At 64.0% G+C, this 14,556-nt stretch carries 10 protein-coding genes; 5 read left to right on the top strand and 5 right to left on the bottom strand.

The window, feature by feature from the left end:
* Positions 1-153 precede the first annotated feature (153 nt).
* The 4 genes from AC1RL5_RS19815 (at position 154) to AC1RL5_RS19830 (ending at position 9,449) form a co-directional block, all read left to right on the top strand.
* The gene (locus tag AC1RL5_RS19815; RefSeq protein WP_093406880.1) at positions 154-2,451 is read left to right on the top strand and encodes a YgiQ family radical SAM protein; all 2,298 of its coding nucleotides are present in this window, start codon (positions 154-156) and stop codon (positions 2,449-2,451) included.
* A gap of 258 nt (positions 2,452-2,709) precedes the next feature.
* A complete protein-coding gene (locus AC1RL5_RS19820; RefSeq protein ID WP_492589534.1) occupies positions 2,710-5,985 on the top strand; it encodes a transglutaminase family protein in 3,276 nt (1,091 codons plus the stop codon).
* A gap of 87 nt (positions 5,986-6,072) precedes the next feature.
* Complete coding sequence (locus tag AC1RL5_RS19825; protein WP_492589535.1) at positions 6,073-8,559, top strand: circularly permuted type 2 ATP-grasp protein; 2,487 nt, start codon at positions 6,073-6,075, stop codon at positions 8,557-8,559.
* A complete protein-coding gene (locus tag AC1RL5_RS19830) occupies positions 8,559-9,449 on the top strand; it encodes a transglutaminase family protein (RefSeq protein ID WP_072452023.1) in 891 nt (296 codons plus the stop codon). Before AC1RL5_RS19825 ends, AC1RL5_RS19830 begins: the two co-directional genes overlap by 1 nt.
* Positions 9,450-9,558: 109 nt before the next feature.
* Here AC1RL5_RS19830 and AC1RL5_RS19835 read toward each other — a convergent pair whose 3' ends face one another.
* Together AC1RL5_RS19835 and AC1RL5_RS19840 are read right to left on the bottom strand one after the other, a co-directional pair.
* Positions 9,559-9,735, bottom strand: a complete 177-nt coding sequence (locus AC1RL5_RS19835; protein WP_011058958.1) for a hypothetical protein — start codon at positions 9,733-9,735, stop codon at positions 9,559-9,561.
* Positions 9,736-9,803: 68 nt separating this feature from the next.
* A complete protein-coding gene (locus AC1RL5_RS19840; RefSeq protein WP_019096143.1) occupies positions 9,804-10,391 on the bottom strand; it encodes a cytokinin riboside 5'-monophosphate phosphoribohydrolase in 588 nt (195 codons plus the stop codon).
* 351 nt (positions 10,392-10,742) lie between these two features.
* On the opposite strand from AC1RL5_RS19840, the gene azu reads away from it, so the two are divergent.
* Entirely contained in the window at positions 10,743-11,189 is a 447-nt protein-coding gene (gene azu, locus AC1RL5_RS19845) for an azurin (protein ID WP_011058960.1), read from the top strand.
* Positions 11,190-11,341: 152 nt separating this feature from the next.
* On the opposite strand, the gene nadE is transcribed toward azu, so the two are convergent.
* The 3 genes from nadE to AC1RL5_RS19860 form a co-directional block, all read right to left on the bottom strand.
* A complete protein-coding gene (nadE, locus tag AC1RL5_RS19850) occupies positions 11,342-12,169 on the bottom strand; it encodes an NAD(+) synthase (protein WP_492589536.1) in 828 nt (275 codons plus the stop codon).
* Between the two features lie 3 nt (positions 12,170-12,172).
* Positions 12,173-13,387: a nicotinate phosphoribosyltransferase gene (gene pncB / locus AC1RL5_RS19855; protein WP_015633947.1), complete on the bottom strand. Its 1,215-nt coding sequence runs from the start codon at positions 13,385-13,387 to the stop codon at positions 12,173-12,175.
* 202 nt (positions 13,388-13,589) lie between these two features.
* On the bottom strand, positions 13,590-14,492 hold the full coding sequence (locus tag AC1RL5_RS19860) for a LysR family transcriptional regulator (RefSeq protein ID WP_015633948.1): 903 nt from the start codon (positions 14,490-14,492) through the stop codon (positions 13,590-13,592).
* Positions 14,493-14,556: the final 64 nt, after the last annotated feature.

A 14,556-nucleotide genomic window follows, 5' to 3' on the forward strand; every position in this document is an offset into this window, starting at 1 on the left:
GTGGGAGTAAGCGCCCTCGCCACGGGGCGCGTGACGTGACAATGAATTCCGACCCTTTTGGTCGGAATTGGTTATTTTTTGTGCTATATTCCGCGCCCGCGAATTTCCCTGTGAATCAACGCGTCCCTATCCAAGCCAACACCGGTCATCGACATGCAAGCAGCCAAGCCGTTATTTGACTATCCCAAGTACTGGGCCGAATGTTTCGGGCCAGCACCCTTCCTGCCCATGAGCAGGGAGGAGATGGATCAGCTCGGCTGGGATTCCTGCGACATCATCATCGTCACCGGTGATGCCTACGTCGATCACCCGTCGTTCGGCATGGCGATCATCGGCCGGCTGCTGGAGTCCCAGGGCTTTCGCGTCGGGATCATCGCCCAGCCCAACTGGCAGTCCAAAGACGACTTCATGAAGCTCGGCGAGCCGAACCTGTTCTTCGGTGTCGCTGCCGGCAACATGGACTCGATGATCAACCGCTACACCGCCGACAAGAAAATCCGCTCCGACGACGCCTACACCCCCGGTGGCCTGGCGGGCAAACGCCCGGATCGTGCGAGCCTGGTCTACAGCCAGCGCTGCAAGGAAGCCTACAAGCACGTGCCCATCGTTCTCGGCGGCATTGAAGCGTCCCTGCGCCGCATCGCCCACTACGACTACTGGCAGGACCGGGTGCGCAACTCGATCCTGATCGACGCCAGCGCCGACATCCTGCTCTACGGCAACGCCGAGCGGGCGATTGTCGAAGTGGCCCAGCGCCTGTCCTACGGCCACAAGATCGAAGACATCACCGACGTGCGCGGCACCGCCTTCATCCGCCGCGACACGCCCAAGGACTGGTACGAAGTGGACTCCACTCGTATCGACCGCCCGGGCAAGATCGACAAGATCATCAACCCCTACGTCAATACCCAGGACACCCAGGCCTGCGCCATCGAGCAGGAAAAGGGCCCGGTGGACGATCCCCAGGAAGCCAAGGTGGTGCAGATCCTTGCCAGCCCGCGCATGACCCGGGACAAAACCGTGATCCGCCTGCCGTCCATGGAGAAGGTGCGCAACGACCCGGTCCTGTACGCTCACGCCAACCGCGTGCTGCACCTGGAAACCAACCCGGGCAACGCCCGCGCCCTGGTGCAGAAGCATGGCGAGATCGATGTCTGGTTCAACCCGCCGCCCATCCCGATGACCACCGAAGAGATGGACTACGTGTTCGGCATGCCTTATCAGCGCATTCCGCACCCGGCCTATGGCAAGGAAAAGATCCCGGCCTACGACATGATCCGTTTCTCGGTGAACATCATGCGCGGCTGCTTCGGCGGTTGTACTTTCTGCTCGATCACCGAGCACGAAGGGCGGATCATCCAGAACCGTTCCGAAGAGTCGATCATTCGCGAGATCGAAGAAATTCGCGACAAGGTTCCAGGTTTTACCGGGGTCATTTCCGACCTCGGCGGCCCGACCGCGAACATGTACCGCATCGCCTGCAAGAGCCCGGAAATCGAATCCGCGTGCCGCAAGCCGTCCTGCGTGTTCCCGGGCATCTGTCCGAACCTGAATACCGACCATTCGTCGCTGATCCAGCTGTATCGCAGCGCCCGTGCCTTGCCCGGGGTGAAGAAGATCCTCATCGCCTCCGGCCTGCGCTACGACCTGGCGGTCGAGTCGCCGGAGTACGTCAAGGAGCTGGTGACCCACCACGTGGGCGGCTACTTGAAGATCGCCCCGGAACACACCGAGGAAGGTCCGCTCAATCAGATGATGAAGCCGGGCATTGGCACCTACGATCGCTTCAAGCGGATGTTCGAGAAATACTCCAAGGAAGCGGGCAAGGAGCAGTACCTGATTCCGTACTTCATCGCCGCCCACCCGGGCACCACCGATGAAGACATGATGAACCTGGCTCTGTGGCTCAAGGGCAACGGCTTTCGCGCGGACCAGGTACAGGCGTTCTACCCGTCGCCGATGGCCACCGCCACGGCCATGTACCACTCGGGCAAGAACCCGCTGCGCAAGGTCACCTACAAGAGCGACGGCGTGACCATCGTCAAGAGCGAGGAGCAGCGCCGCCTGCACAAGGCGTTCCTGCGCTACCACGATCCGAAGGGCTGGCCGATGCTGCGCGAGGCTCTGCTGCGCATGGGCCGTGGCGACCTGATCGGTCCGGGCAAGAACCAGCTGATTCCGACCCATCAGCCGGCTACCGACAGCTACCAGAGTGCCCGTCGCAAGAATTCGACACCGGCCGGCAGCCACAAGGTGGCCAAGGAAACCAAGATCCTTACCCAGCACACCGGGCTGCCACCTCGCGGCAGCGACGGCGGCAATGCCTGGGACAAGCGCGAACAGGCCAAGGCTGCGGCGTTTGCCCGCAACAAGCAGGCGGCCAAGGAGCGTGCCGACGCGGCCAAGGGCAAAGGCAAGAAGCCGACCCGCAAGCCGGTAGTACCGCGCTAACCCGCACCGCAAGACGCCAGCCACGGAGCTGGCGTTTTGCTTTTAGGGTGATGGGTTTTCGTGCCTGCGCGGGTGTCCATATGCCTGGCCATTGGGCGCCGTCTGGCACATTTATGTGCAACGGCCTGCACAGGGACACACCGGTTGCGCGGTTTTGGTGCTGTACTGCCCTGAGTCGTTGAACAACTCCCGGGACTTGGGCGCTGGCACAAGTCTTGCGCGGGTTCACCCACCGCTCAGGCTCGCAGGAGGCACGCCGTGTCGATTCATGTCGCATTGCACCATGTCACGCACTATCGCTACGACCGCGCCGTCGAACTGGGCCCGCAGATCGTCCGCCTTCGCCCGGCGGCCCACAGCCGCACGCGAATTCTTTCCTATGCGCTGAAGGTCCAGCCCGAGCAGCATTTCATCAATTGGCAGCAGGACCCGCAGGGCAATTACCTGGCGCGTCTGGTGTTCCCGGAAAAAACCAGCGAGCTGCGGATCGAAGTCGACCTGCTGGCGGAAATGGCGGTGTTCAACCCGTTCGATTTCTTCCTCGAGCCCTACGCCGAGCAGATTCCCTTCGCTTATGCCGCCGATGAACAGCGTGAGCTGGCGCCCTACCTGGAAACCCTGCCCCTGACGCCGAGGTTCCAGGCTTACCTGGACGCCATTTCGCGTACACCGCTGCCGGCGGTGGATTTCCTGGTGGGCCTGAACCAGCGGTTGAGTACCGACATCGCCTACCTGATCCGCATGGAGCCCGGGGTGCAGACTCCGGAGCAGACCCTGCTCAACGCCTCCGGCTCCTGCCGGGACTCGGCCTGGCTGCTGGTGCAATTGCTGCGCAACCTGGGGTTGGCGGCGCGCTTTGTCTCCGGCTACCTGATCCAGCTGACGGCGGACGTCAAATCCCTGGATGGCCCCTCCGGCACCGAGGTGGACTTCACCGACCTGCATGCCTGGTGCGAGGTGTACCTGCCGGGCGCCGGCTGGATCGGCCTGGATGCCACGTCCGGGCTGTTCGCCGGGGAAGGGCATATTCCCCTGGCCTGCAGCCCCGACCCCTCTTCAGCGGCGCCCATCACCGGGCTGGTGGAGCCCTGCGAATGCGAATTCAGCCATGAGATGAGTGTGGAGCGCATCTGGGAAGCGCCCCGGGTGACCAAGCCCTACACCGACGAGCAATGGCTGGCGATCCAGGCCCTGGGCCGGCAGATCGATGTCGACCTGCTGGAGGCGGATGTGCGCCTGACCATGGGCGGCGAACCGACTTTCGTCGCCATCGACGATCCCGATGGCCCGGAGTGGAACACGGCAGCCCTGGGGACGAACAAGCGCCGCCTGGCCGGCGAGCTGTTCCAGCGCCTGCGCCAGCACTATGCGCCCCAGGGCCTGCTGCACTTCGGCCAGGGCAAGTGGTACCCGGGGGAGCAGCTGCCGCGCTGGTCGCTGAATTGCCACTGGCGTCGCGACGGTGTACCGGTGTGGCGCAACAACGCGCTGATTGCCGATGAGCATGAAGATTACGCCGCCGATGCGTTGTTGGCCGGACGTTTTCTGGCCAGTGTCGCCGAGCGTCTGAAGCTGCCTGCGCGTTTTGTGTTTCCCGCCTACGAGGACAATTTCTACTACCTGTGGCGCGAAGGCAGCCTGCCGCTGAATGTCAGCGCCGAGGATTCGCGGCTGGAGGATGCCCTGGAGCGGGAGCGCCTGCGCAAGGTTTTCAGCCAGGGGCTGGACAAGGTCATCGGCCAGGTCCTGCCCTTGGCCCGTACCGCCAAGGGCGACCAGTGGCAGAGCGGGCGCTGGTACCTGCGCGATAACCATTGCCGGCTGGTACCGGGTGATTCGCCCCTGGGCTATCGCTTGCCCCTGGCGTCCCAGCCCTGGGTGACGGCGGCGGAGTATCCGTTCATTCATGCCATCGATCCGAACCAGGATTTTCCCGAACTGGTGGGCGCGGCTCAGCTGGCAGCGATTGATGAGCCGGCAGTGGCCGACGAGCGGGTGCCCCAGGTGGACGAGTCCGCCGACTGGCTGACCCGTACCGCGCTCTGCGCCGAGGCGCGCGAGGGACGGTTGTATCTGTTCATGCCGCCCCTGGAGCGTCTGGAGGATTACCTGCAACTGGTCAGCGTGATCGAGGCCACGGCCGAGGAGCTGCGCTGCCCGGTCTTGCTGGAGGGCTACGAGCCGCCGGCGGACCCGCGCCTGTGCAACTTCCGGGTGACCCCGGACCCGGGGGTGATTGAAGTCAACGTGCAGCCCTCGGTCAGTTGGGACGAGTTGGTGGAGCGCACCGAGTTTCTCTATGAGCAGGCCCGGCAGACGCGCCTGACCAGCGAGAAGTTCATGATCGATGGGCGCCACACCGGCACCGGTGGCGGCAACCATTTTGTCCTTGGCGGAGCCACCCCGGCCGACTCGCCGTTCCTGCGGCGCCCCGACCTGCTGCGCAGCCTGATCAGTTACTGGCACAACCACCCGTCGCTGTCCTACCTGTTTTCCGGGTTGTTCATCGGCCCCACGTCCCAGGCACCGAGGGTCGACGAGGCACGCAATGACGCGCTGTACGAGCTGGAGATTGCCTTCGCGCAGATGCCGGCTCCCGGCCAGGAGTGCGCGCCCTGGTTGGTGGACCGCCTGCTGCGCAACCTGCTGATCGATGTCACCGGCAACACCCATCGCGCCGAGTTCTGCATCGATAAGCTGTATTCGCCGGATGGCGCCACCGGGCGCCTTGGCCTGCTGGAGCTGCGGGCCTTTGAAATGCCGCCCCATGCGCGCATGAGCCTGGCCCAGCAGTTGCTGCTGCGGGCGCTGGTGGCGCGCTTCTGGCGCGAGCCTTACGCGCCGGCCCGGTTGGCGCGCTGGGGCACCGAACTGCACGATCGTTTTCTGTTGCCGCACTTTATCGAACAGGATTTCGCTGATGTATTGGTGGAGCTGAATGCCGCCGGCTACCCGCTGCGGGCCGAATGGTTTGCCGCGCACCTAGAGTTCCGCTTTCCCAACGTCGGCGATTACGCCGTCAGTGGCATCGAGCTGGAACTGCGCCAGGCCCTGGAGCCCTGGCATGTGCTGGGGGAGGAGGGCGCGGCGGGTGGCACGGTGCGTTATGTCGACTCTTCCCTGGAGCGCCTGCAGGTCAAGGTCGGCGGCCTGGTACCCGAGCGCCATGTGTTGACCTGCAATGGCGTGGCGCTGCCCCTGCATCCCACCGGGCGGGTCGGCGAGTTTGTCGCCGGGGTACGTTACCGCGCCTGGCAGCCGGCCAATTGCCTGCAACCCACTATCCCTGTGCATGCACCGTTGGTGTTCGACCTGCTGGATACCTGGATGCAGCGCTCCCTGGGCGGCTGCCAATACCATGTGGCCCACCCCGGCGGGCGCAATTACGACAGCCTGCCGGTGAATGCCAACGAGGCGGAAAGCCGGCGCATGGCGCGCTTCTTCCGCCTGGGCCATAGCCCGGGAAGCCTGGAGGTGCCGCCAGTGGTGATCAATACCGAGCTGCCGCTGACCCTGGATTTACGACGTTTCTAATCCACCTGCGACGCCTGTGAGATAGCCATATCCGGGCGTCATGGCGGTGCGTTAATCTGACTTTCCCTGCCGTCTGCCGAGTGTTCCATGCCTGACTTGCTAGACCGTTACCCGCTGACGGCGGGTACCTACCACGAGTTGCTGGATGACCAGGGCCAGGTCCGGGCGCACTGGCAGCGGCTGCTGGAACAGTTGCAGCGCAGCAGCCCCGGTCAACTGGCCCAGCGCCAGGCGCTGCTGACCCGGCAGATCCACGAGAACGGCGTCACCTACAACGTCTATGCCGACCCCAAGGGCGCCGACCGGCCCTGGGAACTGGACCTGTTGCCCCATGTGATCGCGGCGGATGAATGGCAGTTGCTGTCCACCGGAATCGCCCAGCGCGCTCGCCTGCTCAATGCCGTGCTGGCGGACCTGTATGGCCCGCAGCGGTTGATCCGCGAAGGGCTGTTGCCGGCGGAACTGGTGTTCGGCCACAACAATTTCCTCTGGCCATGCCAGGGCATCTGCCCGCCGGAACAGACCTTCCTGCACCTGTATGCCGTGGACCTGGCACGCAGCCCGGACGGGCGTTGGTGGGTCACCGCCGACCGTACCCAGGCGCCCTCCGGGGCCGGCTATGCCCTGGAGAACCGCATGAGCGTGTCCCGGGCGTTCCCCGACCTGTACCGCGACCTGCAAGTGCAGCACCTGGCCGGGTTCTTCCGCACCCTGCAGGAAACCCTGGCCCGCCAGGCACCCCGGGACAGCGAAGCGCCGCTGGTGGTGCTGCTGACGCCAGGGCGGTTCAACGAGAGCTATTTCGAGCACCTGTACCTGGCGCGACAGCTTGGCTACCCGCTGGTGGAGGGCGGCGACCTGACCGTGCGTGATGCCACGGTGTACCTCAAGACTCTCAGCGGCCTGCGCCGGGTGCACGCCATCATGCGTCGCCTGGACGACGATTTCTGCGATCCGCTGGAGTTGCGCACCGACTCGGCCCTGGGGGTTCCCGGGCTGCTGGACGCGGTGCGCCAGGGCCGGGTGCTGGTGGCCAACGCCCTGGGCAGCGGGGTGCTGGAATCCCCCGGCCTGCTGGGCTTCCTGCCGAAGATCAGCCAGTTTCTGCTGGGCGAGGAACTGCTTCTGCCGTCCATCGCTACCTGGTGGTGCGGCGAGGCCCCGGTGCTGCAGCAGGCCCTGGAAAAACTCCCGGATCTGCTGGTCAAGCCGGCCTTCGCTTCCCAGAGCTTCACCCCGGTGCTGGGCCGCGATCTGAACGCCGAGCAACGCCGGCGATTGGCTGAGCGCATGCGGGCGCGGCCCTATGCCTATGTCGCCCAGGAATTGCCGCAACTGTCCCAGGCGCCGGTCTGGCAGGCCGAGAACGAGCAGTTGCAGCCCCGTGCCATCGGCATGCGGGTGTATGCGGTGGCCAGCGAGGACGGCTACCGGGTGCTGCCCGGAGGACTGACCCGGGTCGCTGCCCAGGCCGGTGCCGAAGTGGTGTCGATGCAGCGCGGTGGCGCCAGCAAGGACACCTGGGTGCTGGGTGAGCGGGCGCCCAGCGGCGAGCAGTGGAAGGCCCAGCGCACCATCGGCGTGTATGACCTGGTGCGCCGCGATCCCTACCTGCCGTCGCGGGTGGTGGAAAACCTGTTCTGGTTCGGCCGTTATTGCGAGCGCTGTGACGACAGTGCGCGGCTGCTGCGGATCATGCTGGCGCGCTATGTCGACGGCGATGACCCGCAAGCCTTGCTGGCCGCGGTGGACCTGGGAGAAAGCCTGATGCTGCTGCCGGATGAGGGCGAGCTGCCCGAGCGCCTGCTGGCGGCCCTGTTGGGTGAGGACTGGTCCTTCAGCCTGCGGTCCAACCTGCAACGCTTGCAGTGGGCGGCTTCCCAGGTACGCGGCAAGCTGTCCCGGGAAAACTGGCAGGCCCTGGTGGAGCTGCAGCGCGAGGCCCAGGAGCTGGACACTCCGGAGCCGGATTTCGCCGAACTGCTGGATTTTCTCAACCGCCTGGTGATGTCCCTGGCGGCGCTCTCCGGCTTCGCCCTGGACGACATGACCCGCGACGAAGGCTGGCGCTTCCTGATGATTGGCCGGCGCATCGAGCGCCTGCAGTTCCTCAGCAGCAGCCTCGCGGCCTTCCTGCGGGGCACCGCGGCCTTCGACCAGGCCGGCCTGGACTGGCTGCTGGAGCTGGGTAACAGCAGCATCACCTACCGGTCGCGCTACCTGGCGGTGGCGCAGTTGATTCCGGTCCTCGACCTGTTGCTGCTGGATGAACAGAACCCCCACGCCGTGTTGTTCCAGCTCAAGCTGGTGACCCGCACCCTCAAGCGCCTCAACGATGATTTCGGCGTGCCCCGCGAGCTGGCGCTGCCGCGGCTGGTGGAGCGCCTGGCGCATTTCGACCTGGGCTGCCTGGAGAACTCGCTGTTCGGCGAGGCCAGTGTGCGCGCCGCAGTGGAGGGCCTGGCGGACCTGCTGCAGGAGATCGCCGAGGTCAGCGGGCAGGTTTCGGACCGCCTGGCGCTGCGGCATTTCGCCCATGTGGATGATGTCAGCCAGCAAACGGTGTCGGTCTGATGAGCGCGCGCTACCAGGTGTTCCACGACACCCACTACCGCTACGACAGCCCGGTATCCCTGGCCCAGCAACTGGCGCACCTGTGGCCTCGGGCCTGTGCCTGGCAACTGTGCAGCGAGCGGCAATTGCTGATCAGCCCCGACCCTACCAGCCGTCGTGACGAGAAGGATGTATTCGGCAACCCGCTGACCCGCCTGGCCTTCGAGCGCCCCCATGACGAATTGCTGGTCAATGCCCAGCTCAGTGTCGAGGTGCTGGAGCGGCCGGCGCTGGATTTTGCCGCGTCACTGCCCTGGGATGCCGCCCGCGGCGCCCTGACCTACAGCGGCCAGCCCTTGCCCGAGGCGTTGCTGGAAGCCTGTCGCTACCGTTTCGAATCGCCTTATGTGCATCTGAAGCAGAGTTTTGTCGAGTTCTGCGCCAGTTGCTTCGTACCGGGGCGGCCGCTGTTGCAGGGCGCCCAGGCGTTGATGGAGAAGATCTTCAGTGAGTTCACTTTCGACGCCGAAGCCACCCAGGTGGCGACGCCGCTGGTGGAGGTGCTGGAACGTCGGCGCGGGGTGTGCCAGGACTTCGCCCACCTGATGCTGGCCTGCCTGCGCTCGCGAGGGCTGGCGGCGCGCTATGTCAGTGGCTACCTGCTGACCCAGCCACCGCCGGGACAGCCGCGGCTGATCGGCGCCGATGCTTCCCATGCCTGGGTTTCAGTGTTTTGCCCGGTGCTGGGCTGGGTGGATTTCGACCCGACCAACAACGTGCAGCCGGCGCTGGAGCACATCACCCTGGCCTGGGGCCGGGATTTTTCCGATGTGTCGCCGTTGCGTGGGGTGATTCTGGGAGGGGGCAGCCATGACCCGGATGTTCGGGTCACCGTCATGCCCCTGGCATGACACGGCCATCTCCGACCTTGCAGGAGCCGGCTTGCCAGCGATGGGGCCGGCGGATATTGCGTAGGGCTGGAGAGCGCTTTCGCTGGCCAGCCAGCTCCTACGGGGCAGGTCAGGCCTGGGGGGCCTCGGGCTCGGCGTCGTCGACGCTCACTTCACCTTCTGCATCCGGGTTCAGTGCGCTGGTTTCTTCAGCGGCGGCTTTCTTGCGTTGCAGCTTTTCCTCTTTCTTCTGTTCCTTGGCCAAGTCACGTTGACGTTTGGCGAAGGAGTAGTTGGGTTTGGCCATGGGCGATCCTCTGGGGTCGAAGGTGAGGTTGAGCGGCGCGTATTCTGCCTGTTATCGGGGCCGGGTGGTTAACTGGGTTTGCCTTCGGCCCATTTGTCCGGGACCGTCGGTTGCCAGGCGTCCAGCGCATCCAGCAGGCCGGCCGGCGACTCGCTCATTTGCAGCATGTCACGGTGCGGGGCACGGACGAAGCCTTCGCCGACGATATGATCGAGAAAACCGCTGAGTTTTTCGTAGAAGCCATTCACTTCCAGCAGGCCGAGCGGCTTGTGGTGGTAGCCCAACTGGCCCCAGGTCCAGACTTCGAACAGTTCTTCCAGGGTTCCCAGGCCGCCGGGCAGGGCGATGAAGGCGTCGCTGAGCTCGGCCATGCGCGCCTTGCGGGCGTGCATGCCGTCCACCACTTCCAGGCGGGTCAGGCCGCGATGGCCGATTTCCTTGTCCTTCAGGCTTTGCGGAATGATCCCGATGACTTCGCCCCCGGCCGCCAGGGCCGCGTCGGCGACGATGCCCATCAGCCCTACCGCGCCGCCGCCATACACCAGGGTCAGCTTGCGCTCGGCGATGGCCCGGCCCAGGGCCTGGGCGGCTTCACGATAGAGAGGGTTGGCGCCGGTGCTGGCGCCACAGAATACACAGACAGAAGTTAACGACATGACTTACTCCGAGGTCATTGATGGCCTCAGAGTAAAGGCTCGCCGGCCTCGCTCCAAGTATTAAACCTCCCGTTGCGGGGTTTCATGGGTACCGCTGGCGCCACAGGCGTAGGCGGCGAGCAAGCTGCGAAACAGGCTGTTCAACGGCATGAGGGTGACTCCGATCAGGGACGATGGCGTGATTCTAGAAGCGTGCCATGCCGCTGGCCGGTTGATTGTCTTGATCAGGTCGATAGCAGAGAGTTGTATACAATTTTTTGATGCAAATCATAGGAACTTGCGAGAAATTCAGGCAGTCTTCCGTCCCATGGATTCAGATGGATTTTGTTAACCCTGCCTTGGAGATTCACCATGTTTGCCAAACTCGTTGCGGTATCCCTGTTGACACTGGCCAGCAGCCAACTGATGGCCGCCGAATGCAAGGTCGATGTCGACTCTACCGACCAGATGTCCTTCAACACTAAGGAAATCACCATCGACAAGAGCTGCAAGACCTTCACCGTGAACCTGACCCACTCCGGCAGCCTGCCGAAGAACGTCATGGGCCACAACTGGGTACTGAGCAAGACCGCAGACATGGCTGGCATCGCCACCGACGGCATGGCCGCCGGCATCGACAAGAGCTACCTGAAGGAAGGCGACACCCGCGTCATCGCCCACACCAAGATCATCGGTGCCGGCGAGAAAGATTCGGTGACCTTCGACGTATCGAAGCTGACCGCTGGCGAAAGCTACCAGTTCTTCTGCTCGTTCCCGGGCCACAACTCGATGATGAAAGGCGCTGTGGTCCTGAAGTAAGCATCAGGCCCGGCTGCAACAAGAAAGCGCCCCCAGGGGCGCTTTTTTGTGTGCATCCGTAGGAGCGGGCAGGCCCGCGAAGAGGCCCTCGAGCCTTGTGCAGTACAAGCGGCCCTTTCGCCGGCAAGCCGGCACCTACAGAGCGAGGCGGGTCATGGGGCGAAGGGCATGACGCGTTTGTGATGGGTCTTGCGGTAGGTGTCGCAGATGATCTTGAAGGCTTCCTCACGTACCGGCTGGCCATGCAGGAAGGCGTCGATCTCGGAGTAGGTGACGCCGTGGGACGCTTCGTCCGGCTTGCCCGGCGACAGGTCTTCGAGGTCGGCGGTAGGGACTTTTTCCACCAGGGACTCCGGCGCGCCGAAATAGCGGGCAATGGAGCGCACCTGGTTTTTCACCAGGCCGCTCAGGGGCGCCAGGTCGCAGGCGCCGTCACCGAACTTGGTAAAGAAACCCATCACCGCTTCGGCGGCGTGGTCGGTACCTATCACCAGGCCATGGGCGGCGCCGGCGATGGTGTACTGGGCCACCATGCGCATCCGCGCCTTGGTGTTGCCGAGGACGAAATCCCGGGACACCGCGTGCTGCCCCTCGAAGGCCGCGACTTCGTTGGCCAGGGCCCTGACCGCCGGGCCGATGTTCACGGTGTGGCGTTCGTCAGGGTTGATGAAGTCCACCGAGGCCTGGGCATCGTGTTCGTCGAACTGGGTCTCATAGGGCAGGCGCACGGCAATGAAGCGGTAGCCATCGTCCCCGCTGCGTTCGCGCAATTCACGCATCGCCCGTTGGGCCAGCAGGCCGGCGGTCAGGGAGTCGACACCGCCGCTGATGCCCAGCACCAGGGACTTGAGCCCGGAATTGACCAGGCAGTCCTGGATGAAGCGGATGCGCCGGGCGATTTCTGCCTCAAGGGCGGCGTGGTCGGGAAAAGGTGCTTGGACCTTGAGCTGCTGCGCAATCTCACGCTGTACGGCTTGCATGATTCACTCCTTGCCAGGTTGGGCAGGTACTTGGAAAACGTGGCGCAAGTAAGCGACGAAGTTCGGATCCTTGCAATGGGTCTTGCCCGCTTCATCGGAGATCTTGGCGACGGGCTGGCCATTGCAGGCAGCCATTTTAAGCACGATGCTCATCGGCTCGACACCGGGAATGTCACAGGTCAGGTTGGTGCCGATGCCGAAGCTGACATTGATCCGCCCCCGCAGCGCACGGAATATTTCCAGGGCGCGCGGCAGGCTCAGGCTGTCGGAGAACACCAGGGTCTTGCTCATCGGATCGATGCCCAGCTTGTGGTAGTGGGCGATGGCCTTTTCCGCCCAGAGGATCGGGTCGCCGGAGTCGTGGCGCAGGCCGTCGAACAGCTTGGCGAAGAACAGGTCGAAATCGCCGAGGAAGGCATCGGTGGTGATGCAATCCGTCAGAGCGATGCCCAGCAAGCCACGGTATTCGCGGACCCAGCAGTCGAGGGCGGCGATCTGGCTGTCGATCAGCCGCGGCCCCAGTTGCTGGTGGGCCATGATCCATTCGTGGGCCATGGTGCCCAGGGGTTTCATGTTCAGTTCCCGGGACAGGTGCACGTTGCTGGTGCCGACAAAACGTCCGGGGAAATCGTGCTTGAGCACGTTCACTACTTCTTCCTGGACCCGGTAGGAAAAGCGTCGGCGGGTGCCGAAATCCGCCACTTGCAGCTCGGAAAGTTCTTCGCTGCTGGCGTTGGCGGTCAGCCAGTCGAACTTGCGGTACAGCTGCTCGCGGGCCTGGACCAGCTGGATCTCGCGATAGCGGTAGCGGTTGCGCACCTCGCTGATGATGGCCAGCATCGGCACTTCGAACAGGATCACGTGCAGCCAGGGGCCGCGCAGGCGGATAAACAGCTCGCCGTCCTCGATGCCGGTATGCACGTAGCGCAGGTTGAAGCGAAACAGCCCGAGAAAGCGCAGGAAATCCGGCTTGAGGAAGCTGATCCGTTCGAGAAAGCCCAACTGGTCGGCGCTCAGGCTCAGTTCCGCCAGGCGCTCGAACTGGTAGCGGATCTCTGCCAGATAGGGCCGCAGGTCCTCGCTGTTACGGCAACGAAACTCCCATTCCACCTCGACGTTGGGGTAGTTGTGCAGCACCGCCTGCATCATGGTCAGTTTGTAGAAGTCGGTGTCGAGCAGGTTCTGCACGATGCGATCGGCAAATACACTCTCGCTCATAACGGGAATCTCCATGCTGGCCGCGACGGACAAGTGCGGCATTCAGCTCTTTCAATGAAGGCGCTAGTGGCGCATAGACGCGCAGCGCTTTGCCAGTGTTTTTTGTGGCGGGCCATTCTCCGGCCGTAGGAGCTGGCTTGCCAGCGAACGGATCTTCAGTCTTGAGCAGGGCTCAAGGGCCCCATCGCCGGCAAGCCGGTTCCTACGGCAGGGGCGAGTCGTTGTGTTCGAGCATCCAGCGCACGAAGTCCCGGACCTTGGGCACTTCCGCCGAGTGTTCGGGGTAGGCCAGGTAATAGGCGTCCTGGCTGGGCATGGCGTATTCCCAGGCGATCACCAGCTTGCCTTCAGCCAGTTCTTCTTCCACCAGAAAACGTGGCAGCAGGGCGACCCCGCAGCCGACCTGGGCCGCACGGATGCACATATAGAAGGTTTCGAAGCGTGGGCCGTGGTAGCTGTGCTCGGTCTGGTAGCCCTGTTGGTCGAACCATTCGTGCCAGCCCTGGGGCCGTGAAGCGTTTTGCAACAGCACCAGTTCAGTGAGTTGCCTGGGGTCGGTCAAGGGCTCGGCGGGCAGGCTGTCAGGGGCGCAGACCGCCACCAGCTCTTCGCTGAACAGCTTCAGGCTCTCGGTGCCGGGGCGTGAGCCCTGGCCAAAGTAGAAGGCCAGGTCGGCATGGCCCTGGAGCAGTTCGTCAGGCTCTTGCTCATTGCACAGGTCCAGGTGGATGTGCGGGTGGCGCAGTCGCCAGCCCTTGAGGCGCGGCACCAGCCAGCGGGCGCCAAAAGTGTAGGGCGTGGAGACTCGTAGGACTTCGGTCTCGCCGCCGTAGGAACGCAGGTAATGGGTAGACATCTCCACCTGGGTGAGGATCTTGCGCACCTCCACCAGGTACAGGTCGCCGGCCGGAGTCAGTTGCAGGCGCCGCCGTACCCGACGAAACAGCAGGTGTTGCAGCAGCTCTTCCAGTTGCGCCACTTGCTTGCTCACCGCGCTCTGGGTCAGGTTGAGCTCTTCGGCCGCACGGGTGAAGCTCAGGTGCCGGGTCACGGCCTCGAAGCACTGCAGGGCGGTGATCGACGGCAAGTAGCGTTTGTTGAGCATGGGTGTTCCTTGTTCTTATGGGTGCCAGCGAGCGGCTCAGCATGAATAAACGGAATGATATCTC

This window comes from Pseudomonas sp. GW822-FHT06D10 (assembly GCF_058799535.1).